The sequence below is a fragment of the Shimia sp. SK013 genome, assembly GCF_001292625.1.
GTDB lineage: Bacteria > Pseudomonadota > Alphaproteobacteria > Rhodobacterales > Rhodobacteraceae > Shimia.
This window is the reverse complement of the sequence record NZ_LAJH01000005.1, coordinates 192,939-216,716: the sequence shown is the minus strand read 5'-3', so window position 1 is coordinate 216,716 and position 23,778 is coordinate 192,939. Positions and strand designations below refer to the sequence as shown.

19 protein-coding genes are annotated in these 23,778 nt (G+C 56.0%); 16 read left to right on the top strand and 3 right to left on the bottom strand.

Annotated elements, in window-relative coordinates:
* Positions 1 to 162: 162 nt before the first annotated feature.
* The gene (locus SHIM_RS01370) at positions 163 to 693 is read left to right on the top strand and encodes a DUF1415 domain-containing protein (protein ID WP_241488761.1); all 531 of its coding nucleotides are present in this window, start codon (positions 163 to 165) and stop codon (positions 691 to 693) included.
* A gap of 483 nt (positions 694 to 1,176) precedes the next feature.
* Here SHIM_RS01370 and tal read toward each other — a convergent pair whose 3' ends face one another.
* Positions 1,177 to 2,121 (bottom strand): transaldolase, encoded by a 945-nt coding sequence (tal, locus tag SHIM_RS01365; protein WP_054000820.1) that lies wholly within the window; start codon positions 2,119 to 2,121, stop codon positions 1,177 to 1,179.
* A gap of 199 nt (positions 2,122 to 2,320) precedes the next feature.
* The gene (locus SHIM_RS01360; RefSeq protein WP_054000819.1) at positions 2,321 to 3,430 is read right to left on the bottom strand and encodes an NADH:flavin oxidoreductase; all 1,110 of its coding nucleotides are present in this window, start codon (positions 3,428 to 3,430) and stop codon (positions 2,321 to 2,323) included.
* A gap of 564 nt (positions 3,431 to 3,994) precedes the next feature.
* Between SHIM_RS01360 and SHIM_RS01355 the strand changes: the two genes are divergently transcribed.
* On the top strand, positions 3,995 to 5,695 hold the full coding sequence (locus SHIM_RS01355; protein ID WP_193749844.1) for a methyl-accepting chemotaxis protein: 1,701 nt from the start codon (positions 3,995 to 3,997) through the stop codon (positions 5,693 to 5,695).
* Positions 5,696 to 6,044: 349 nt separating this feature from the next.
* Here SHIM_RS01355 and SHIM_RS01350 read toward each other — a convergent pair whose 3' ends face one another.
* Positions 6,045 to 6,917, bottom strand: a complete 873-nt coding sequence (locus SHIM_RS01350) for a MurR/RpiR family transcriptional regulator (protein ID WP_054000817.1) — start codon at positions 6,915 to 6,917, stop codon at positions 6,045 to 6,047.
* 119 nt (positions 6,918 to 7,036) lie between these two features.
* On the opposite strand from SHIM_RS01350, the gene SHIM_RS01345 reads away from it, so the two are divergent.
* The 14 genes from SHIM_RS01345 (at position 7,037) to nosZ (ending at position 23,776) form a co-directional block, all read left to right on the top strand.
* On the top strand, positions 7,037 to 7,828 hold the full coding sequence (locus SHIM_RS01345) for an N-formylglutamate amidohydrolase (RefSeq protein ID WP_241488760.1): 792 nt from the start codon (positions 7,037 to 7,039) through the stop codon (positions 7,826 to 7,828).
* Complete coding sequence (locus SHIM_RS01340) at positions 7,816 to 8,394, top strand: TRAP transporter small permease subunit (protein WP_054000816.1); 579 nt, start codon at positions 7,816 to 7,818, stop codon at positions 8,392 to 8,394. The genes SHIM_RS01345 and SHIM_RS01340 overlap by 13 nt, the downstream gene beginning before the upstream one ends.
* Positions 8,384 to 9,712 carry a TRAP transporter large permease gene (locus SHIM_RS01335; RefSeq protein WP_054000862.1) on the top strand — a complete coding sequence of 443 codons (1,329 nt, stop codon included), beginning with the start codon at positions 8,384 to 8,386 and terminating at the stop codon, positions 9,710 to 9,712. Before SHIM_RS01340 ends, SHIM_RS01335 begins: the two co-directional genes overlap by 11 nt.
* Before the next feature lie 45 nt (positions 9,713 to 9,757).
* Complete coding sequence (locus SHIM_RS01330; RefSeq protein WP_054000815.1) at positions 9,758 to 10,789, top strand: TRAP transporter substrate-binding protein; 1,032 nt, start codon at positions 9,758 to 9,760, stop codon at positions 10,787 to 10,789.
* 57 nt (positions 10,790 to 10,846) lie between these two features.
* On the top strand, positions 10,847 to 12,211 hold the full coding sequence (locus SHIM_RS01325) for a glutamine synthetase family protein (protein ID WP_054000814.1): 1,365 nt from the start codon (positions 10,847 to 10,849) through the stop codon (positions 12,209 to 12,211).
* Positions 12,212 to 12,214: 3 nt separating this feature from the next.
* The gene (locus SHIM_RS01320) at positions 12,215 to 13,588 is read left to right on the top strand and encodes an aldehyde dehydrogenase family protein (RefSeq protein ID WP_054000813.1); all 1,374 of its coding nucleotides are present in this window, start codon (positions 12,215 to 12,217) and stop codon (positions 13,586 to 13,588) included.
* 3 nt (positions 13,589 to 13,591) lie between these two features.
* A complete protein-coding gene (locus SHIM_RS01315) occupies positions 13,592 to 14,737 on the top strand; it encodes an iron-containing alcohol dehydrogenase (protein ID WP_054000812.1) in 1,146 nt (381 codons plus the stop codon).
* A gap of 199 nt (positions 14,738 to 14,936) precedes the next feature.
* Positions 14,937 to 16,007, top strand: coding sequence for an extracellular solute-binding protein (locus tag SHIM_RS01310; protein WP_082358220.1), 1,071 nt, complete (start codon positions 14,937 to 14,939; stop codon positions 16,005 to 16,007).
* Between the two features lie 66 nt (positions 16,008 to 16,073).
* A complete protein-coding gene (locus SHIM_RS01305; protein WP_054000811.1) occupies positions 16,074 to 17,174 on the top strand; it encodes an ABC transporter ATP-binding protein in 1,101 nt (366 codons plus the stop codon).
* Positions 17,175 to 18,032, top strand: coding sequence for an ABC transporter permease (locus SHIM_RS01300; RefSeq protein WP_054000810.1), 858 nt, complete (start codon positions 17,175 to 17,177; stop codon positions 18,030 to 18,032).
* An 11-nt stretch (positions 18,033 to 18,043) separates the two neighbouring features.
* On the top strand, positions 18,044 to 18,895 hold the full coding sequence (locus SHIM_RS01295; RefSeq protein WP_054000809.1) for an ABC transporter permease: 852 nt from the start codon (positions 18,044 to 18,046) through the stop codon (positions 18,893 to 18,895).
* Between the two features lie 235 nt (positions 18,896 to 19,130).
* A complete protein-coding gene (locus tag SHIM_RS20690; protein ID WP_054000808.1) occupies positions 19,131 to 19,676 on the top strand; it encodes a DUF2946 domain-containing protein in 546 nt (181 codons plus the stop codon).
* On the top strand, positions 19,673 to 21,847 hold the full coding sequence (locus tag SHIM_RS01285; RefSeq protein ID WP_054000807.1) for a NosR/NirI family protein: 2,175 nt from the start codon (positions 19,673 to 19,675) through the stop codon (positions 21,845 to 21,847). The genes SHIM_RS20690 and SHIM_RS01285 overlap by 4 nt, the downstream gene beginning before the upstream one ends.
* An 18-nt stretch (positions 21,848 to 21,865) precedes the next feature.
* Positions 21,866 to 23,776 (top strand): TAT-dependent nitrous-oxide reductase, encoded by a 1,911-nt coding sequence (nosZ, locus tag SHIM_RS01280; protein WP_054000806.1) that lies wholly within the window; start codon positions 21,866 to 21,868, stop codon positions 23,774 to 23,776.
* The last annotated feature ends 2 nt before the right edge of the window (positions 23,777 to 23,778 follow it).

Sequence of the window (23,778 nt, the reverse complement as noted above, 5' to 3'; positions counted from 1 at the left end):
TAGTCAGGTACACAGACGGTTGTGACTGCGCCAAGTCGATGGTCTTGGTTTTTGCAAACAAATCGGAATATAGGCAAAATATTCTTTAAGCTATTCAAACAAAGAAGGATCTATCGCATCGATAAGTTTGACCTCAAAACGCTACCGATAGCTCATCAAGACGTGGTCAAAAACACCCGTCGATGGCTTGAACAAATGGTAGTAGGATTAAATCTATGCCCATTTTCCTCTAGCGTCATAGCCCGAGACCAAGTGTATTATGCCGTATGTGAAGCCACCACCGATGCACAACTAAAGCAGTTCTATGTGAAGGAATTACAGCGCCTGCTTGGGTCCAACGAAAAAGACGTTGCCACTAGCCTGCTCATGTTTACCCAAGGTCTAGAAGAGTTCGATGATTACCTCGACTTGCTCGATTGGTTTCAGCAGCTATTGGAGCAAGCAGAACTGACAGAGCATGTGCAATTGGCATCATTTCATCCTCAATATCAATTTGAGGGTGTGGCGGCAGACGACCTTAGTCACTTTACCAATCGTTCGCCCTATCCAACCATACATCTTCTGCGTCAAGATCAGATGACTAAAGTCCTTGCTCACGTTTTGGATCCCCAGAAGATCTATATGGATAACATAGAAACATTGAATAAACTTGGTCGTCGACAGGTCGAGGCACTCTGCCCCTGGGGCACGTAAAAACTGTTTAGCATCGTCGTGTAGCCGCGTCCGTCGTCAGGTTTTTGGATCCAAAGGCGGCTGAAGCTAAAAGAGAGTTTGGCTCATCTGGATTGTTGCATTGCTATGGTCCAACTTTGTGGTGAGTGAGAGCAAAGTCCGCGTGGCTACCATCTGGGCCCGTAAAATGCTGCGGGAATAACCAACGTCTGCTTTCAGGAAGCTGCGGCACAGTAAAGACGACTGGGCAAAGGTCCGGTTTGGGCCGCTCAACGCTTTGCCAACCCCTCTTCCTTCGCACCGCTGCCGAACGGCTGGACGCAAAACCCGAGACACCGATCTCAATGCAAGACGCCTTTGCAAGCGCAACTCGTGCGTTCCCGCCCCCCAAAAAAACGGCAACCGCATCCCTGCGATTGCCGTCCATTTTCTTCTCGGATCGGGCCTAATACGGCGTCAAATCGGCACCTACGCAATACCGACGCGATACCGACGCATTGCAGCTTACTGCAAACGCTCCGAAACCATAGCGATCAGTTTCTTGTGGTCGACGTCAAACTTGCGGATGCCTTCGGCCAGTTTTTCGGTCGCCATCGGGTCCTGGTTCATCTCCCAACGGAAGATCGCCTCGTCCATCGTGACCGGCGCAACACCGCTTGCGGTCTCAGGCGACAGCACGCGTGGCAACTCTGCTTCTTCACTTTCCAGCGCATCCAGCAATGCCGGCGCAATTGTCAGGTTGTCACAACCCGCCAGGGCTTTGATCTGATCCACATTGCGGAACGACGCCCCCATCACAACGGTGTTGATGCCGTTGGACTTGTAATAGTCATAGATGCCGCGCACAGATTTCACGCCTGGATCGTCATTCGGCGCATAGCTTTCCACGCCTTCTGCCGCTTTGTACCAATCGGTGATACGGCCCACGAATGGCGAGATCAGGAACGCCTTGGCATCCGCACACGCCACCGCTTGCGCCATGCTGAAGAGCAACGTCAGGTTGCAGTCAATACCTTGATCCTGAAGGATTTCCGCCGCGCGGATACCCTCCCAAGTCGAAGCCAGCTTGATCAAGATGCGCTCTTTGCCAATGCCGCGCTCGGCGTAATCCGCAATGATCGCCTGTGCGCGTTTTACCGACGCGTCCGTGTCAAACGACAGGCAGGCATCGACTTCGGTCGACACCCGACCCGGCACCAAGGCCGTCAGGCGCGCGCCTACAGCCACAGTCAGCGCATCGGCCACTTGCTCTGCCGACAAGCCGCCAGCGCGACCCTTTTCGATCTCAGCCGTAACCATCTCTGCGGAACCGGCATCGCTCAAGGCCGCCAGCACCAGCGACGGGTTGGTGGTGCAATCCACCGGCTGATATGTTTTGACGGCCTCGACTTCGCCGGTATCGGCGACAACCACGGTCATCTCTCTCAATTGGTTCAAAACGCTCGCCACGTTGATCTCCTTGTCTCGGGTTGAACGGGCCCTGCCCGCAACCCTGATCGCATGATGGGGTTATCGCCTTTTAGTCCGCTTATGCAGGTGCAAACAACACCCAATGGGCGTCAGCCGCGCAAGATTGCCAACCACATCCACCAAGCCACAAAAAAAGGCCATGCAATGCATGGCCTTAGCTTGAAGATGTCGCTTACGGTCAGACAAGCTTTTGCAGCATGTCTTTCTCATAGGGCGCCAGATCGGCAAACTTGCCGTCTTGCACCTGATTGGCCCAATCCGGGTTCGCTATCAGCGCACGGCCAACCGCGACCATGTCGAACTCATCTTTCTCAAACCGCTCCAGCAGGTTGTCGATGCTCGCAGGTTCCGCCGCGTTGAAATCAGCCATACCGCTTTCCGGCAGGAAGTCTTGATTGAGGCCAACGCTGCCCACCGTTATTGTCGGCTTGCCTGTCAATTTGCGTGTCCAACCCGCAAGGTTCAGGTCACTGCCCTCAAACTCCGGCTCCCAAAAGCGGCGGGTCGAGCAATGGAAGATGTCCACACCGGCATCTGCCAGCGGCTTGACGAACCCTTCCAACTCTTCCGGCGTCTCGCACAGACGGGCGCTGTAATCCTGCTGTTTCCACTGCGAAAAGCGGAAGATGATCGGGAATTCTTCACCGACGGCCGCGCGGACGGCCTTCACCAGTTCCAGCGCAAACTTGGATCGACCAGCCAAATCGCCGCCATAGGCGTCTTCACGCACATTGGTGCCGTCCCAAAAAAACTGGTCGATCAAATAGCCATGCGCGCCGTGCAATTCGATCGCGTCAAACCCAATCTCCTTGGCATCAGCCGCGGCTCGGGCAAAGGCAGCAATCACTTCGTCAATGTCGAGCTGCTCCATCGCGTGACCGGTGACTTTGCCCGGCTTGGCCATGCCGCTCGGGCTGTGGCCCGGCTCATCGCCGCCCGGGTTCACACCGGGGCGACGGATACCTCCGACGTGCCACAACTGCGGGGCAATTTTGCCACCCGCGCCATGCACCGCGTCGACGACTTTTTTCCAGCCTGACAGCGAATCCTCACCAGAAAAGGCTGGCACATTCGGATAGGCGATTGCCGCTTTGTGACCAACAAATGTGCCTTCTGTGATGATCAGACCCACGCCTCCTTCAGCCCGCGCCTTGTAGTACGCGATGTTTTTGGAATTCGGAACGTTGCCGGGCGAATACATGCGTGTCATCGGCGCCATCGCGACGCGGTTCTTCACTTGCAATTTGCCCAGATCAACAGGCGTGAACAGGATATCTTGGCGGCTCATCTTAGCTTTCCTTTGACTGCGAACCGTGCTGCCCGCGGGCATACGCTTCTGTTGCCCTATGCTCTACCGCTCGGTGCCGGCGGTGCAATTCATTCTGCCAAAACGTCTGATTTTTGACCCAACGTCGCAAGTGCGTCGCCAATCACACCTCAATTGGATGCGCAATGCGCGACGCGCCACCATGCCCTCTCCGAAAAGGCGGCTGGTACCGTCCGTTCTTCAGTAAGCCTCTATTAACGCGGGACGCATACAAACACTTCGACTTCAGAGACTTCACAGCACAACTGAGTCTTTTGGGCACGCGTCGCCAACTGCAAGCAAAACGCGTCCGTATCGACAGGAACTTGCGTCGAAGGATTAGAAACATCTGTCCCAGAGGCTATCCATCGCTGCTCAGGACACCGCTGCATGAGGCGCGCGCAATGTGGGCTGACTGCGGGATGAACCAAATCAAGACGCGCCATTGAACTGGCGCAACACAATAGGCCAGCCAAGGAATTGGTCACCGTCTAATCGGAGCACGGAATGAACGCTGAGAAAAAACGGTCCTTTGGACTTTCGATAATGTCACGACTATTGCTGCCGATCGTGGCCTGCATTCTGGTCGCCTTTGTTGCCACGACCGTGTTTTGGGTGACCAAGCAAAGCTCCACCTTGGTGAAAGCTTTTGAAAACGAAGTGACTTTGGCCCAAACCTTCCTTGAGTCTCCTGTTGCTGCTGCAGTTTGGGATTTCAACGCAGAAGGCGTCAGCGGCGCGATTGGCGGTGTGAGCGAAATGAAGAATGCTCTTTTTGCCAAAGTGTTCGTGGACGGCGAAGTCTTTGCCGAATTGGCTGTCGAGGGCACCAACCCCGAAGGTTGGGACGCAGGTGTTGCGGAAATTCTTGCCACCGAAGCCACATCAACGCATCTCGTGTCAAACGGCGTAGAATACGTGAAATTCCCGATTCACCATTCTGACGGTACGGTCGTCGCCACAATGGTGATGGGCTTTAACGGCGGCGTGATCGCTGCAGTGGTTAACTCCCTCTATACCCAATCAGCTTTCGCAGTCACGATCATCTGCTTGCTGATTTCCGGCATTGTGTATGTAGCGGCCTCTGGCGTGACACGGCCTCTGGCGCGGATTGTCGAACGTATCAGCACACTGCGCGAAGGCGACACGAGCTCTGAAGTTCCTGAAATCAACCGCAAAGACGAACTTGGACGCCTCGCGCGTGCCGTCGCCGCGTTTTCCGAAACCATCAAGGAAAACAAGGCACTCGAAGAAAAATCCCATGAGGACGCCCGCGAACAAGCCGAAGTTGTTTCTGAGTTGGCCGAGGGTTTGAACCAATTGGCGAAAGGTCAGTTGAGCTATCGCATTGCCACCGAATTCCAATCGGACTACGAAATGCTGCGCGCGGACTTTAACAAGACGGCGGCGGCTCTGGATGATGTCATCGGCCGTGTCTTGGGCACAATCTCCGAAATCGAAGACGAAACCGGTCAAATGGCAAAAGGCACTCATGACCTAGCGAAACGCACGGAAAACCAAGCTGCAACGCTTGAGGAAACCGCTGCGGCCATCAGCCAAATCACAGATGGCGTCCAATCGGCGTCTGATCAGACAAAGCTTGTTGAACGTACAGTCGGCAACACAAAAACCGAAGCCGTGCGTGGTAGTGAGATCGTAAAATCCGCGATCGAAGCGATGCAGGACATCAAAGACAGTGCGGTGAAAATTAGCGAAATCAACGGCTTGATCGAAGACATCTCATTCCAAACCAACCTTCTTGCGCTCAATGCCGGTGTCGAAGCCGCCCGCGCCGGGGACAGTGGTCGTGGGTTTGCCGTCGTAGCCTCCGAAGTCCGCTCGTTGGCGCTGCGCTCAGCAACCAGCGCCAGCGAAATCAAAGGGTTGATCGAAACATCGGCCGATCAGGTGCAGGTCGGCGTGAACCTTGTCGACAAAGCTGGCCAAGCCATCGAAGAAATTACTAAAAAGATACAAGACGTTAGCAAGCTGGCCGCGCAGATTGCCGAAAGCTCGCGCGATCAGGCTTCTGCGATCACCGAGATCAACGCAGGTGTGATGGATCTCGATCGGGTCACACAACAAAACGCTGGACTGGTGGAACGCTCCAGCGACCAGGGACGTGCTTTGCAAACGGCCGCGCGAGAACTTGGGGAATTGGTGGCAAGCTTCCGCCCTTCGGCAACCAATCGGACCGCTTCACCAAAAACCAGCCATGCGGCCCAGCCTCTGCTCAAATCCGCCTGACGGGATTAGACATTGAACCATTGGAAGGAGCGCTCTCAGCAGCGCTCCTTTTTTTGTTTTCGAATGCGGGCGAACGATTCTCTATGCGACGGAGCGGGCAAAACCACTTTCCAACTGAGCCCCCATCGTAACACCGACGAGTAGACCGATTTTCCAGAAACCGCGGCTGTCACGGCTGGCATTAGCTGACCTCACCGCCAACAGTTGAGGTTGCCAACCGTATCCCCGTTCGGCGGTTTGGCATTGTGTCAAATCGGCGGAGAATTCCAATTGCTCTAAAAGCTCGCACCAAAGTCAGCCTTGGACGCGATCCGCAGGGACATCCCACCGAACAAAAACACCCAAACCTTTACGTGAACTTCCGAAACAGCCGCGTGCTGTCAAACAAGGCCTCAAGCTCTTCGGCACGGTCTTTTGTGTCGCCCCAACAGAGATTTTGCACCGTTGAGACCATGGCCTCTGTGAGCAGCAGTGTTGCGCTAATGCTGTCCCAAGCGGAAGGCACGACGATGCGACTGCTGAAACTGATACTGGCAAGCCGGTGCACGGGAGAGCGCCACTGGTCTGTAAAAAGAATGAGTTTCGCGCCCTTTTGATGCGCAATTTCAGCCAGTTTCAGCGTGTTGTTCTCGTATCTGCGCATGTCGAAAATCACAAAAACATCCCCCTCTTTAACGTCCAGCAGATAGTGCGGCCACCCGTTTGAGGTTGATTGAATATGCACCACCTCCGAGCGGATCATCTGCATATGCAAAAAAAGGTATTCCGCCAGTGTGTGGGTGATCCTTCCGCCAACGATGTAAAGCCGCCGTTCAGTCGCGGCCACCATCTCACATGCCTCATCAAATAGGGCAGGATCAATCTGACCCAAAGTATTGCGAATGTTGTCCATGACCGCATCTGTAAAGCGGTTTAGCATATGGCCGGAAGGCACGCCCTCAGCCCAAGCATCGTGCTTTGCGACCGGGTCACGCGCTGTTGCCTTAAGCTCTTCGCGAAGCTCAGCTTGAAACTCCGGGTAACCTTTGAAACCCAATTTTTGCACCATTCGGGCCACTGTAGGCACGGAAACCTTAGCCTCTGAAGCCAGTGACGCCAGCGGACCCAAACCTGATGCCGGATAATTTTCAAGAATAGAATCAGCGAGTTGGCGCTCAGCCCGCGTCAACTCATCACGTTTTTCATGGATGCGATCCGAAATGGTGCTTGTGGCTTCCGACATTTACGCCCTCATTTTGATCGATAAAATTACATAATGCTGCCTATTGAGAAATCTTTTACAGAATTTGATTGACAGAATCCACCTCGGAGCACCAGTTTGTTGCGGCGAGGGACGGAAAATTGACCAATAGACAACCAAAGGACCGCAGCGGTTCGGGTGAAAACTTCATTTCTGTTAAGACCTCCGAGGGATGCTCTTCGGTGGTGCTGGTCTGCGAGCATGCATCTGACTTTTTCCCGGCTGAATTTGGAACCCTCGGGCTAGATGAAGCTGTACGAAAGAACCACGTGGCATGGGATCCCGGAGCTTTGTCCGTTGCCGAACATATGGCAGCCCTTTTGGATGCCACATTGGTAGCGGGACAGGTTTCGCGGCTGATTTATGACTGCAATCGACCGCCTGATGCGCCCGATGCAATGCCACAGCGAAGTGAAATCTTTGAAATTCCTGGCAATGCGGACCTCAACGAGGCCGAGCGCAGCAAGCGCGTGGATGCGGTCTATACGCCATTCAAGACAAGCCTTCAGACCGCGATCGCGCGCGTGTCTTCGCCGATCATCGTCACAATTCACAGCTTTACGCCCGTCTACAATGGGGCCTCAAGATCGGTCGAAATTGGGGTTTTGCACGACACGGATACCCGACTGGCCGACGCGATGCTGACGCTTGCGCCGCGCTACACACAAGCAGACGTGCAGCGCAATCAGCCTTACGGGCCACAGAACGGTGTGACGCACACCTTGAAAGAACACGCCATCAAAGCGGGACACCTCAATGTCATGTTGGAAATCCGCAACGACCTGATCCAAAGCGCGGAGCAGCAAAAGCAAATGTCCGAGATGCTGGCACCTTGGGTAGCCGAGGCGTGCGTTCAGGCGGGCGCCGAGGGAGTTGTGCAATGCAAAGCGTAATGCGGGGCTATATCGGCGCAGTGGATGCGATGAACCGCCGGATCGGGCGCATCACGATGTACGGCATTTTTGTCCTGATGGGCATTCTCCTCTGGTCTTCGATCAGCAAGACGTTCTTTTTGCCGTCGCTCTGGACATTGGAAATGGCCCAGTTTGTCATGGTCAGCTACTACGTTCTTGGTGGCCCATATTCGATCCAGATGGGGTCAAACGTGCGCATGGATTTGCTCTACGGCAACTGGAGCACGCGCAAGAAAGCGTGGTTCGATCTGGCCACGGTTCTTCTCTTGATTTTCTACCTGTGTGTGCTGCTCTATGGCGCCGTCAGCTCAACCGCCTATTCGCTGGGCTATTGGGGATCCGAGCCGGTCTCCTTTCTTGCCGGGATTGTCTTCGGAACCGAAGAGGTCGGGCGGATGGAGCGGTCGCCAACCGCATGGCGTCCCTATCTTTGGCCAATCAAAGTTGTGATGATTTTTGGCATGATCCTGATGATCTTGCAGTGTTTTTCGGAATTTTTGAAAGACGTGCTGCGTCTCACGGATGGGGCAACTGATGTCGTATGAACTGATCGCAACACTGATGTTTTCGACCCTGATGTTGATGCTTCTAACCGGTCAGCGCGTGTTTGGGGCGATCGGATTTGTTGCTGTTGTGGCTGCCTTGCTGCTTTGGGGAGATCGAGGCGGTTTTGACCTCGGCTTTTCTGCCGCAATGAAGCTGATGAAATGGTACCCTCTGCTCACGCTGCCGATGTTCATTTTCATGGGGTACGTCCTTTCCGAAAGCAAAATCGCCGACGATCTCTACAAGATGTTTCACGTTTGGATGGGCGGCTTACGCGGTGGATTGGCAATTGGCACAATCGGCCTGATGGTGTTGATTTCCGCGATGAACGGGCTGAGTGTGGCCGGCATGGCCATCGGGTCGACAATTGCACTGCCTGAACTGCTCAAACGCGGCTACGACAAACGCATGGTCACCGGTGTTATTCAGGCTGGGTCCAGCCTTGGTATTCTGGTGCCGCCTTCGGTTGTTCTTGTACTGTATGCCATGATCGCGCGTCAGCCTGTGGGCCAGCTTTGGTTGGCGGGCGTGGTCCCCGGCCTGATGATGGCAGGATTGTTCATTCTCTACATTGTGGTGCGCTGCCGGATGAACCCGTCGCTGGGTCCGATTTTGCCGGCCGAAGATCGGGACATGCCCCGCGCCGAAAAGCTGCGCCTGTTGCGGTCGGGCCTACTCCCTGTGGTGATTTTCGCCACAATGATGGTGCCGTTTGTTAATGGCTGGACATCGCTGGTGGAAAGCTCAGCGATTGGCGCTCTGACGGCCTTCTTGGCGGCGGTTCTCAAAGGTCGCATGACCCGCGAGGTCTTCGAGAATTCCGTGCGCAACACACTTGGCATCACCTGCATGTTCATGTGGATCATTCTGGCGGCACTTGCCTTCGGGGCCGTGTTTGACGGACTTGGTGCCGTCAAAGCCATAGAAACCCTCTTTACGGACCGACTTCACCTAAGCCCTTGGATGATCCTGATTCTGATGCAGCTGAGCTTTATTCTGATGGGGACATTTCTGGATGACACGGCCATGCTGGTCATCGTGGCACCGCTTTATGTGCCTTTGGTCGGCGCGCTGGGATTTGACCTGATCTGGTACGGCATTCTTTATACGATCACGACACAGATTGCCTATATGACGCCGCCGTTTGGTTACAACCTGTTCCTGATGCGGGCCATGGCGCCTCCGGAAATTTCGCTACGCGATATCTACGGATCGATTACGCCATTTGTGCTGGTCATGGTGCTCGCGCTGATCCTTGTGATGGTCTTTCCGGGTCTCGCAACCTGGTTGCCCGACTACATTTACAACAAGCCCTAGAAGAGCCGCAAAAAGTGGCCGTATTTCCAACAAAGGAGAAAGACAATGACGACAAGACGTAAGTTCATTCAAGGCGCCGCAGTTGCGGCCCCAGCGGCCCTGGCCACACCAGCCTTGGCGCAAAGCACCATCAAATGGCGCATGCAGACCTACGCGGGTGCTGCCCTTGCAGAGCATGTGCTGGTTCCAGCAATTGAGATGTTCAACAAAATCGCGGGCGACCGGATGCAGATTGAGCTGTTCTTTGCGGATCAGCTTGTCCCAACTGGAGAGCTGTTTCAGGCCATGCAGCGTGGCACCATCGACGCAGTCCAATCTGATGACGACTCAATGGCATCCCCGACTGACGTCACAGTTTTTGGCGGCTATTTCCCCTTCGCATCGCGCTACTCTCTGGATGTGCCAGTGCTGTTCAACCAGTACGGCCTGAACGAGATCTGGGACGAAGAGTATTCCAAGGTCGGCGTCAAACACATCAGCGCCGGCGCATGGGACCCCTGCCACTTTGCCACCAAAGACCCAATCCGCAGCCTTGAGGATCTCAAAGGCAAACGCGTCTTTACCTTTCCAACCGCAGGCCGCTTCCTGAGCCAATTCGGAGTGATCCCTGTCAACCTTCCATGGGAAGACATCGAAGTCGCCATGCAAACCGGCGAACTGGACGGCATCGCATGGTCAGGTATCACCGAAGACTACACAGTCGGCTGGGCTGACGTGACAAACTACTTCCTGACCAACAACATTTCTGGCGCTTGGGCTGGCTCTTTCTTTGCCAACATGGAACGCTGGAACGAGCTGCCTGAAGATCTGCAAACGCTGTTCCGCGTTTGCTGTGATCAGTCGCATTACTATCGTCAGTGGTGGTATTGGGGCGGAGAAGCCAACCTGCGCGTCAACGGACCTAAAATGGAATTGACCTCGATCCCAGACGACGAATGGGCCACAGTCGAAGCCAAAGCGTTGGAATTCTGGGAAGAGATCGCCGCAGAATCCGACACCAAGCGTCGGGTCGTGGACATCATCAAGAAATACAACGCGGACATGGTCAAAGCTGGCCGTCCGTACCGTTACTCATAATCACCTACAGGGGGCGGTATTGCGCCGCCCCCAACCCTCTCAGCAAGTGGATACGACATGCCCGGCACACTCTCTTTTGACGATTTGAAATCCCGCGTATCAGACGGCACGATTGATACGGTTCTGGTGTGTCTGATCGACATGCAGGGCCGCCTGATGGGCAAACGTTTCCATGCGGTCAATTTTGTAGAAAGCTCATACAAGGAAACCCATTGCTGCAACTACCTGCTTGCCACTGACCTCGAGATGGCAACGCCGGATGGCTATGCCTCCACCAGCTGGCAATCAGGTTATGGCGACTACGTCATGAAACCCGATCTGGACACGATCCGTCCGGTGCCGTGGCTTGAAGGGACGGCGATGGTGCTCTGTGATGTGATCGACCACCACACACATGAGCCTGTTCCGCATTCCCCACGCGCCATTTTGAAAAAACAGATCGCTCGCGCCGAGGCGATGGGTCTAGATGTCATGATGGCAACCGAGTTGGAATTTTTCCTGTTCGAGAAAAGCTTTGACCAGATCCGCAAGGAAAACTTCCGCAATCTGGAGCCGATCAGCGGCTACAATGAGGATTACCATATCCTCCAGACCACCAAGGAAGAAAATGTGATGCGGCCGATCCGCAATCACCTTTATGCCGCTGGCTTGCCCATCGAAAACAGCAAGGGCGAGGCCGAGGCTGGTCAGGAAGAATTGAACATCCGCTACGACGAAGCGCTGAAATGTGCTGACCACCACACGATTGCGAAACACGCGATCAAGGAAATCGCATGGCAGAAAGGCCACGCTGCGACCTTCCTGCCTAAATGGCATCATGATCGCGTTGGGTCGTCTTCGCACGTGCATCAATCTGTCTGGAAAGATGGCGAACCGCTTTTCTATGACAAAACCGCCGAACTGGGCATGTCAGAGCTGATGAAGCACTACATGGCGGGTCTGATCGCGTTTTCCTCGGATTACACCTATTTTCTGGCGCCCTACGTCAACAGCTACAAGCGCTTTTCCAAAGGATCCTTCGCCCCAACCAAGGCGGTTTGGTCAGTCGACAACCGGACAGCAAGTTTCCGCCTGTGCGGCGATGGAAGCAAGGCAATTCGGGTTGAATGTCGCATCGGCGGGGCGGATATGAACCCTTATCTTGCGCAGGCCGCAATGTTGGCCGCAGGCCTCAAAGGCATCGAAGACAAGATGGAACTGGCGCCTGCGACCGCAGGGGACGTTTATGGGAACGAGAAAGCAAAAGACATTCCGCGCACATTGAGCAAGGCCCGCGAGACACTGCATGGTTCCGCGTTTTTGCGAGAAGCCTTTGGCGATGACGTTGTGGATCACTACACCCGCGCTGCCGAATGGGAGCAGGAAGAATTTGACCGCGTGGTCACCGACTGGGAAGTCGCACGCGGCTTTGAAAGGGCCTAAGGCATGACTATCACCTGTATCTCCCCCCTTGACGGATCGGTCTACGCGACCCGCGAAACTCTAAACGCGGCTGACGCGAAATCTGCCGTCGCCCGCGCCAAGGCTGCTCAAAAAGACTGGGCCGCACGCCCGCTTGAGGACCGTATTGCCCTCGTGCGCGACGGCGTTGCCCGCGTTGGTGCTATGAACGACGATATCGTCCCCGAAATTGCGTGGCAAATGGGTCGTCCAGTGCGCTACGGCGGCGAGTTTGGCGGGTTCAACGAGCGCGCCAGCTATATGGCGGACATCGCCACCGATGCCTTGGCACCTATCGAGGTCGAGGACAGCACCGCCTTCCGCCGCGTGATCAAACGTGTGCCGCATGGCGTCGTGTTTGTCGTCGCACCGTGGAATTATCCTTACATGACGGCGATCAACACGGTCGCACCAGCCTTGATTGCGGGCAATTCTGTCATTCTGAAACATGCCTCTCAAACACCTCTGGTCGGCGAGCGCATGGTCGCGGCCTTCACCGCGGCCGGCATTCCCGAAGACGTGTTTCAAAACGTCTTTCTCGATCATGACACCACATCAGCCCTGATTGCAGACCGCGCCTTTGATTTTGTGAATTTCACGGGGTCTGTCGGCGGCGGTAAAGCTATGGAAGCTGCTGCCAGCGGCACCTTCACCGGATTGGGTCTGGAACTGGGCGGCAAAGATCCCGGATACGTCATGGACGACGCCGATCTGGATGCCGCTGTCGACACGTTGATTGATGGCGCGATGTTCAACTCCGGTCAGTGCTGTTGCGGGATCGAGCGGATTTACGTAGCCGAAAGCCTGTTTGACGCGTTTGTCGAAAAAGCCGTTGCCGTGGTGAACACTTACAAGCTGGGCAACCCGCTTGAGGCAGACACCACAATGGGCCCAATGGCGCATGTGCGGTTTGCCGACGAGGTCCGCGGGCAGGTGGCCGAGGCCGTGGCGGCGGGCGCCAAAGCCCATATCGATCCGGCAGCTTTCCCAGAGGATGGCGGCGCCTATCTGATGCCGCAAATCCTGACCAACGTGACCCACGACATGCGCGTCATGCGCGAAGAAAGCTTTGGGCCTGTTGTTGGCATCATGCCGGTCAAAGACGATGCCGAGGCGATTGCCCTAATGAACGACAGCGATTTTGGCCTGACCGCGTCGCTGTGGACCCAAGATGCTGATCGCGCCGAAGCCATCGCCGATCAGATCGAAACCGGCACCGTGTTCATGAACCGCGCCGACTATCTTGATCCCGGCCTGTGCTGGACCGGCTGCAAAGACACCGGACGCGGCGGTGGCCTTTCGGTCATTGGCTACCACAACCTGACCCGTCCAAAATCTTACCACCTGAAAAAGGGCTGACCCATGTCACTTACTGCCAACTGGTCCTATCCTACCGCCGTGCGCTTTGGCGCTGGCCGCATCTCGGAAATTGCCGACGCCTGTGCCGCTGCCGGTATCTCCAAGCCGCTGCTGATCACTGATCGCGGCTTGGCCGACATGGAGATCACCACCCGCACTCTGGACTTGCTGGAAGCGGCCGGATTGGGGCGCGCGATCTTTGCCGACGTCGACCCCAACCCCAACGAGAAGAACGCCGAAGCTGGCGTTAAGGCCTTCAACGACGGCGGCCACGATGGCGTCGTCGCCTTTGGCGGCGGCTCCGGTCTTGACCTTGGCAAACTGGTGGCCTTCTTGGCCGGCCAGACACGCCCGTTATGGGATTTTGAGGACATCGGCGATTGGTGGACACGCGCGGATGCTGATGCGATTGCGCCCATTGTAGCCGTGCCGACAACGGCTGGCACCGGATCAGAGGTCGGGCGTGCCTCGGTGATCACCAATTCCGAAACTGAAGAGAAAAAGATCATCTTCCACCCTAAATTCCTGCCGTCCGTGGTGATTTGTGACCCGGAATTGACCGTGGGAATGCCCAACTTCATCACCGCAGGCACAGGTCTGGATGCCTTTGCCCATTGCGTCGAAGCCTTCTGTTCGCCGCACTACCACCCGATGTCGCAAGGCATGGCGCTCGAAGGTATGCGTTTGGTCAAAGACTACCTGCCCCGCGCCTATGCGGATGGCACCGACATCGAGGCCCGCGCGCACATGATGTCCGCTGCCGCCATGGGCGCGACCGCCTTCCAGAAAGGGCTTGGGGCCATCCACGCACTGTCGCACCCGATCGGCGCGATCTATCACACCCACCACGGCACAACGAACGCCGTTTGCATGCCAGCTGTTCTGCAATTCAACAGGCCCGCTGCCGAAGGCGTGCTGACCCAAGCTGCGGCCTACCTTGGCATCGAGGGTGGCTTTGACGGCTTCTGCGCCTATGTCGACCAGCTGAACGACTCACTTGGAATTCCGAAGACTCTCAAAGGCCTCGGCATCGAAAACCCGGACATTGACCGCATCGTTCAAGGCGCTCTGAAGGACCCAAGCACAGGCGGAAACCCCGTTGAGATGACACAAGACAACACACGAGAGCTGTTGTTAAAGATTGTGTGACGGGTCAAGAAGCCTGTCACAAATTCTACGTAAGCCGTTGTTATTTAACATCAATAAAGCGGAAACAGGAATGCCTGACAGGGTCCAAAACTCCGCGATCACGCGTTCGGCCAAAGTTTAACACAGAACCTTTGACCGAACGATCAAACTCTAGGAAACTGGCACTTTAGCCAATCAATCAAAAACGGGGAATTAGAAAATGACCAAACAATCCTTTGCAATTTCGGCGGCGGTTACCGTCGCTCTCATGGGCGGCGCGACAGTTGCCAACGCCGACACGTTGCGGCTTTTGACGTGGGGCGGATATGCACCCGAAGATGTGGTGGCCAAGTTTGAAGCCGAAACCGGCCACACAGTCAAAGTCACCAAATCCAACAACGAAGAAATGATCGCCAAGCTGCGCGCCACCGGCGGCGGCGGTTTCGATCTTGCGCAGCCAAGCCAGGACCGGATCGCGGGCCCTCAGGAAGAATTCGGCATCTACAAGCCGATGGACATGTCCAAAATCGACATGAGTCTGTTCATTCCTTCGATGCTGGAAGCCACCAAAGGCAACACCACCGTCGGCGGTGACGTTTATGGCGTTCCACACGTTTGGGGCACCAGCGGTCTGGTGGTCGACACGGCCAACGCTGGTATGGTCAAGGATTACACCGACCTCTGCGGCGCAGACGTCGCGGGCAAAGTTTCCTACCGACTGAAGCGCCCAACGCTGATCGGTTTTGCTTTCTCGATGGGTCTTGACCCGTTTGCCGCCTATGGCGACGAAGCCGCCTATACCGACATCATGTCGCAGGTTGAGGCCAAGCTGATCGAATGTAAGCCCGGCGTCAAAACCTACTGGGGTGGCGGTGACGAGCTGATGGGCCTCTTGCGCTCCGGCGAAGTTGTCGCCTCTATGGCGTGGGACACCGGCGGGTGGAAACTGAACGACGACAATGCTGACATCACCTTTGTTGCCCCCGCAGCTGGCGCTTTGGGTTGGGTAGACACATTCGTGCTGCCAGCCAAAGGCAAAGCCGACGATGCAGCCTACGCCTGGATCAACTTTGTGATGCAGCCCGAAGTCGCTGCGATGATCACCGCAGCTGCGGGCAACTTCACAGCGTCCGATGGCGCCGCCGAGTTTGCCGATGATGCGCTGAAAGCCAAGTATCAGGCCAGCTTCCCGCAGGAAGCAATCGACAACATCAAATGGTATCCACCAGTACCTGCCGGTCTGGAAGCCATCGAAGGTGGTGTTCTTGATCGCGTAAAAGCAGCCAACTAAGCGCTGAAAATCAATTGAGCGCCCGCCACCAACGGCGGGCGCTCTTGTCTATCTGGGAGTTCTCGCGTGACAGCAGATCTTGAATGCATCGACCTGGAAAAACGGTTCGGAGACACCACTGCTGTGGACCGTGTTTCGTTTTCTGTCCCGCAAGGGTCCTTCTTTTCCATTTTGGGCCCATCGGGCTGCGGCAAAACCACGATCATGAGGATGATCGCAGGATTTCTAGACCCCAGCGACGGTGACATTCTGATCAAAGGGAAATCTGTGCTCGACGTGGCCCCGAACAAGCGGCCCGTGAACATGGTGTTTCAGCACCTCGCCTTATTCCCGATGATGAACATTGCCGACAATATCGGCTACGGCCTGCGCCGCGCGGGCATGGGCAAAGCCGAGATCAGCCGCAAAGTTGACGAAGCGCTTGATCGTATTGGCCTGCCCGGGATCGGCGCACGCAAAGTGGACGAGCTATCCGGTGGCCAAAAGCAGCGCGTGGCAATTGCCCGCTGCATGGTTCTTGAACCCGATGTCTTGTTGCTGGACGAACCCCTCGGCGCGCTTGATCTAAAGCTGCGCGAACGTATGAAAGTCGAACTCAAAGCGCTGCAATCCGCCTTTGACACGACCTTTGTCTATATCACCCACGACCAGTCCGAAGCTCTGGTGATGTCCGACAATATCGCAGTTATGAACGAAGGCCGCTTTGAACAGGTCGGCACGGCGCGCGACCTGTATTATCGCCCCGACACGGCTTTCGTCGCCGGATTTGTCGGCGACAGCAATCGCTGGCGCGGACGCGTCACCAAACTTGACGGCCAGAACCTTGAATTGCAGTCCGACACCGGCATGCCTCTGCGGGGCGCCATACAGGGCCGCACCCTGAATCTCGGCGATGTGGCCGACGTGTTCGTCCGGCCCGAGGCGATCAAAATCGCTCACGCCAAAGACGATCTGTCCCATTTTGACAACCAACTCTCCGGCAAGGTGACCTCGCTGTTGTTCAACGGGGCCGCCAGCCGCGTCATCGTCGCAACCGACACCGGCCACGGCGAAGTCGAAGTGAACCTGCCGCAATCCGGCGAGTTTGCCGATCTGGTCAAAGGCTCTGATGTGCACATCGGCTGGGGCAGCGATCATGGCAACTGCTTTGCTGCGGAGGCGAGCTGAATGCGCGCCGAGGCCAAATTGGGGCTCGCCCTTCTGCTGACGCCGCTCTTGATGTGGCTGTCCCTGCTGATCTTCATTCCGCATGTAGACGTGTTTCTCGTCTCGCTGCGCGAGCGCGTGGGCGTTGGACAGTATCAAATCAGCTTTGCCAACTACCTGACTTTCTTTCAGGAACCACTTTATCTGTGGACCTTCCTGCGGACGGCCGTCATGTCCTCACTTGCCACAGTGATGACCTTGATCATCGCCTTTCCGGTCTCCTACTATATCGCCAAAATGATCAAAGGACGGGCGCAGTCGGCGCTTTTCCTGCTATGTCTGGTGCCGTTTTGGGTGTCGGAACTCGTGCGCACCTTCGGGTGGATGATCTTGCTACGTGAAACCGGCGTGATCTCCAACGTGTTGCAATATCTCGGGCTCGTCGATGGCCCGGTCGAGATGCTGTACAACGACGGCGCCATAATGATCGGGCTGGTCTACACCTCGATGTTGTTCATGGTGGTTCCGCTCGTCACGACCCTCGAAAGTTTGCCCGACGAAGTCATCGAGGCCGGCTATGATCTGGGCGGCAATGGCATCAGCGTGCTGCGCGAAATCATCGTTCCCCACGCCATGCCAGGTATCGTGTCGGGGTGTATTGTTGTCTTTATGCTGAGCCTCGGCAACTACCTGACGCCCACGATGCTTGGCGGCAAGGAAAGCCTGTGGTTCACGGAACTGATCTATTCCCAATTCATCGTGCGCTTTAACTGGGAACTCGGTGCCGCCTTTGGCTTTATGCTGCTGATCCTGTCGTCCGCAATTGTCTGGGGCATGCTCAAGCTGACCGGACAATCGCTTGAAAAGACCATGGGATAAGGAAACAGCATATGATCCCTTCAATCCCGCAACCACGGTTTGTGACCGCCGCCTACACGGCCTACGTGACCCTGTTTTTTGTCTTTCTGGCTTTGCCGCTGATCGTGGTCGCTGTCTTTGCCTTCAACGACAGCCAGTTCCCCTCGCTACCTTGGGAGGGGTTCACCTGGAACTGGTTCTTTGGCTCGGAACGCCCGATGATCGGTGTGTTTCATGAACGTGGTATCCTGAGCGCGATCGGCACTTCTGTGCTGGTGGCCATGATCGTGTCGGCCATGTCTGTCTTTGTGGGCATGACCAACGCCTTCCTGTTCAACCGCTACAAGTTCCGCGGCCAAAGCTTGCTGTATGTCCTCATGCTCCTGCCGCTGGTCATTCCGGGCATCGTCTTGGGCATTTCCATTCTGGTGTTTTCCAGCCGGGTAGCAAACGGCCTCTGGGACGGTTTTTCAATCGACGTCGAGGCCCTGCGTCCGGGTCTGTGGCTGGTGATACTGGGGCAGTTTTCCTTCATAACAACCATCGCCACGCTGGTGATTGGCGCGCGCCTGCAAAAGTTTGACCGCACACTAGAGGAAGCCGCGTTGAACCTCGGGGCCGGACGTTTGACCGCCATTCGCACTGTGACCCTGCCCTATCTGGCCCCCGCCATGATCGGTGCCTTCGTGGTCGCATTCCTGATGAGCTTTGAGAATTTCAACACGACCCTGATGTTGGTGGGCTCTGACGCACCGCTAACCATAGCCATGTTCGACCGCCTCAAGGAAGGCTCGACCCCATTGCTAAACGCGGTGTCGTTGCTGCTCATGGTCGGCTCCTCCTGTCTCGCGCTCGTGATGATTGTCTTTCAACGCAAATCATAACCAAACCAAGGTACCACCTGGATTTCGGCCAACTTGTGCGGGGACAATCGCTATCCAAGCTTTCGCAATTTGCGACGTGTCGGGGGATTCTCCTGCGTGAGCAGGATCGTGACTAAAGCACGGGTCGGGCTGTGATCTTTTCAGCGCGCCACCAAACCCTGAGAGCGATAACAAGACCTGCCACCACACTCTTACTGAAACGGTCGATCTTTTTCCAAATTCCTTGATTTCGATCATGGTCGCAAACGGCCAAGGCACGCTTATTGGCAAGCATGTCACATGCCAGAGTCCTGATCTGATGGACCACAAATCCTTACCGCGCCACTTTCGCCTCCCGATTCAGGGGACGTTTGCCATATGCGCACTGGTGCTGCAGCTTTTGAACACTGCGCCAATCCATGCGACCACTCAGGTCAATGGCTTTTGGATAGAAATTTGCGCAGAGGATGGCGTTGAGCGCGTCCAAATCGAAATTGGCACTGGCCTTGAGGATCTCTTGGCACCGGCTGATGACGGCAAACGCAGCGATTGCGCAGATTGCCCGGACTGCATCACCTGTACAGGCCAGAGTGGCGCGGATTGGGTCGTAGTGCCTGCGGCAGCGACTGACGGCCAAGCATTGGCTCGTGCTACCTTGCCTTCTTGGGCCCGCCCCTCGATCGAACGTTCGTTTGAAAGGCCGCAAACGCGTGGCCCGCCAATCGCCCCCAAACTCGAAACAATGGGCCGCGTTTTCCGCGCTTCGTCGGCGTTTCCTTCGCTCAAAGGAGGTGCGCTGTGAGATTAAAGCGCGCAGTACTCAGCCATCTGACCGCCTCCCTCTTCGTGCTTTGCACTCTTTTGGGTGGCGCAGCGCATGCAGATAGCCTCGCCAGTTTCCTTCCTGAAATTCCGCCAAACGAACTCGTCCCCGGCGCCGATGCTTACGGCCCGATCCGCGAAGATGTTCCGGTCGCTCCGGTTTTAAAAGCAGGCGAAACCGTCGCATGGGCATTTCTAACCTCTGATTTTGTCGGGACCACTGGCTACTCCGGTAAGCCAATCCATGTTGTCGCCGCCATTGATACCGACGCGGTTCTGACTGGCGTAAAACTGGTCAAGCACAGCGAACCAATTGTCTTAATCGGCATTCCCAATTCCAAAATGGTTGCCTTGACCGAAGGCTACGCAGGGCTTGACCTAAAAGTTGAGGCTGAAACTGGTGGCGAGGGCCACGACCTGGATATCATTTCCGGCGCGACGGTCACCATTATGGTGATTGACGACAGCCTTGTAAGGGGCGGTATCCGTGTGTCCCGCGCGCTGGGTCTGGGCGGATTGGCGCCGCTGCAGGTCGGGCCGAAACGCGAACTGAATATGGAAATTCAAGACGCTCAGGGCTGGACCACGTTGGCCGGCGACGGGTCGGTTCGACGTATGACCTTGGACCTCGGGCAAGTGAACGCAGCTTTTGCCGGAATGGGCGATAAACGCGCAGCCAAACGCCCGGAAAAGGGCGAACCCGGTGACACGTTCATCGACATGAACATGGCGCTGGTTAGCGTGCCATCGATCGGGCGCTCTTTGCTGGGTGACAACGAATACCAAAACCTTGTCGACTGGTTAGATGAGGGCGAGCACGCCATACTGGTGGTGGGGCGCGGCAAATACAGCTTCAAGGGATCCGGCTATGTACGTGGCGGCATTTTCGATCGCATTCAACTGATTCAAGGCGACAATTCCGTACGTTTCTTTGACAAACAGCACCGTCGTGTGCGCGCGCTCGCAACCACAGACAGCCCGTCCTTCGTCGAACTCGACCTGTTCAAGATCCCTGCGGATGCAGATTTTGACCCGGCAGAGCCATTCCGTTTGCAACTGTTGGTGCAACGGTCAGTTGGGGCGCTGGACCGCGTCTTCCTGACATGGGATCTGGGCTATCGCCTGCCCGAAAGGTTCCTTTTGCCGTTGCCGGTTGCAACAGTGGTAGACAACGCGAGCGACGAGGCCGCTGCCAAAGCAGCGCTTTGGCAACGCATCTGGAAGGCCAAGACTGTAGAAATCACCATACTTTGTGGCATGCTTCTGGTGCTGACCGCGACCTTCTTCTTTCAATTCCAAGCCACCTGGAAAGCGCGCCGGTTCTATTGGTTCCGCATCGGGTATCTCACGCTGACCCTGGTCTTCATTGGCTGGTATGCCAACGCGCAACTGTCGGTGGTGAACGTGATGGCTTTGGCCAATAGCATGCGCTCGGGCTTCACTTGGGATGCCTTCCTAATGGATCCTCTGGTGTTCATCCAATGGTTCGCCATCGCCGCCGCGCTGCTGTTTTGGGGACGCGGCGCCTATTGCGGCTGGCTTTGCCCGTTTGGCGCCTTACAAGAACTGACCAATCAGATCGCCCGCTATTTCAAAGTGCCGCAATGGACCCTGCCTTGGGGCCTGCACGAACGTCTGTGGCCGATCAAATACATGATTTTCCTCGGGCTGTTCGGCGTGTCTCTGGCGTCACTGGAAACCGCAGAGCAGCTGGCAGAAGTCGAGCCGTTCAAGACCGCGATCATCCTCAAATTTGTGCGCGACTGGCCGTTTGTGGTCTTTGCAGTCTCGCTTCTGGTGGCTGGACTGTTCATCGAACGGTTCTACTGTCGCTATCTCTGCCCTCTGGGAGGCGCACTGGCGATCCCGGCGCGGATGCGAATGTTTGATTGGCTGCGCCGCTACAAGGAATGTGGCAGCCCCTGCCAGACCTGCGCCAACGAATGCCCCGTGCAGGCGATTCACCCAACAGGTGAGATCAACCCAAACGAATGCGTGAACTGTCTTCACTGTCAGGTGCTCTACCAGAGTGAAGACAAATGTCCCGTTATCATCCGCCAACTTAAACGGCGGGCATCAACCGGCTCAGCGGAGATCAAGATCCCCACAAAGGACGCTCCCAAGAACCATCCCAACGCTAAGACGACATAAACTCTGAAGGAGGGAACAATGTCTGAAGAAACCAGAAACACTCTCAACCTCACCCGGCGCGGCATGCTGGGCGCGACCGCCACCGGCGCCGTTCTGGCGACAACTGGTATTGGCGCATCGATGCTGACGGCCAAGCCAGCGATGGCCGCCGCGAATGCGCATTTGGCGCCTGGCGAGTTGGACGAATATTACGGCTTCTGGTCTTCTGGCCAGACCGGCGAACTCCGCATTCTGGGCGTGCCGTCTATGCGCGAATTCATGCGGGTTCCAGTGTTCAACCGTTGTTCTGCAACCGGTTGGGGGCAAACCAATGAATCGCTGAAGGTTTTGACCGAAGGCCTGACAGAGGACACCAAAGCGTTCCTCGCAGCCAACGGCAAAAAAACCTATGACAACGGCGATTTGCACCACCCGCATATGTCTTTCACGGATGGCACCTATGATGGGCGCTATTTGTTCATGAACGACAAAGCCAACACCCGTGTGGCACGTGTGCGTTGTGACGTGATGAAATGCGACAAAATCATCGAGATCCCGAACGCGCATGACATCCACGGCCTGCGTCCGCAAAAATTCCCACGCACCGGCTATGTCTTTGCCAATGGCGAACACGAAGCGCCGCTGGTTAACGACGGGAAAATCCTGGACGATCCCAGCCAGTACACCAACATCTATACCGCGATTGACGGCGACACGATGGAGATCGCCTGGCAGGTGATGGTCTCGGGCAACCTCGATAACACGGACTGTGACTATCAGGGGAAGTATTCCTTCTCGACGTCGTATAACTCCGAAATGGGCATGAACCTCGCCGAGATGACCGAGAACGAACTCGACCACGTGGTGGTGTTCAACCTCAAGGAAATCGAAGCAGGTGTGGCCGCAGGCGACTATCAGGAACTGAACGGTGTGAAAGTCTTGGACGGCCGCAAAGGCTCCAACAAGAAATACACCCGCTACATCCCGATCCCCAACAGCCCGCACGGCATCAACACCGCACCAGACGGCAAACACGTTTGTATTGCTGGTAAACTGTCGCCAACCGTGTCGGTGATGGACGTCACCAAACTGGACGCTCTGTTTGACAGCGACGCCGATCCACGCTCGGCAATTGTGGCCGAACCTCAACTGGGTCTTGGCCCGCTTCACACTGCGTATGACGGTCAGGGCAACTGTTTCACCACCTTGTTCCTCGACAGCCAGGTTGTGAAATGGAACCTCGAAGCGGCTGTGAAACAGTACGCCGGTGAAGATGTCGATCCGATCCTTGAGAAAGTGGATGTGCACTATCAGCCGGGCCACAACTCGACCTCTATGGGTGAAACCAAAGAGGCCGACGGCAAGTGGCTGATCTCGATGAACAAATTCTCCAAAGACCGGTTCCTGAACGTGGGCCCGCTCAAGCCGGAGAACGAACAGCTCATCGACATCTCTGATGGTAGCATGAACCTTGTGCATGACGGTCCGACATTTGCCGAACCACATGACAGCATCCTTGTGCGGCGCGATATTGTGAACCCGTCTGATGTCTATGACCGCAACGACCCAATCTGGGCCGACACGCGGAAACAGGCCGAAGCCGACGGGGTCGATCTGGATGACTGGCAAGAAGAGATCATCCGCGACGGCAACAAAGTCCGGGTCTATATGTCCAGCCAGGCGCCGACCTTTTCGATGGAGAGCTTCACCGTCAAGCAAGGTGATGAGGTGACGATCATCGTGACCAACCTCGATGACATCGACGATTTGACCCACGGTCTGTGTATGGCAAACTTTGGTGTCGCGATGGAGATTGGCCCTCAGGCAACCGCCTCTGTGACCTTCGTTGCGGAACGTCCGGGCGTACACTGGTACTATTGCCAGTGGTTCTGTCACGCGCTGCACATGGAAATGCGCGGCCGTATGTTTGTCGAACCTCGGGACGCATAACG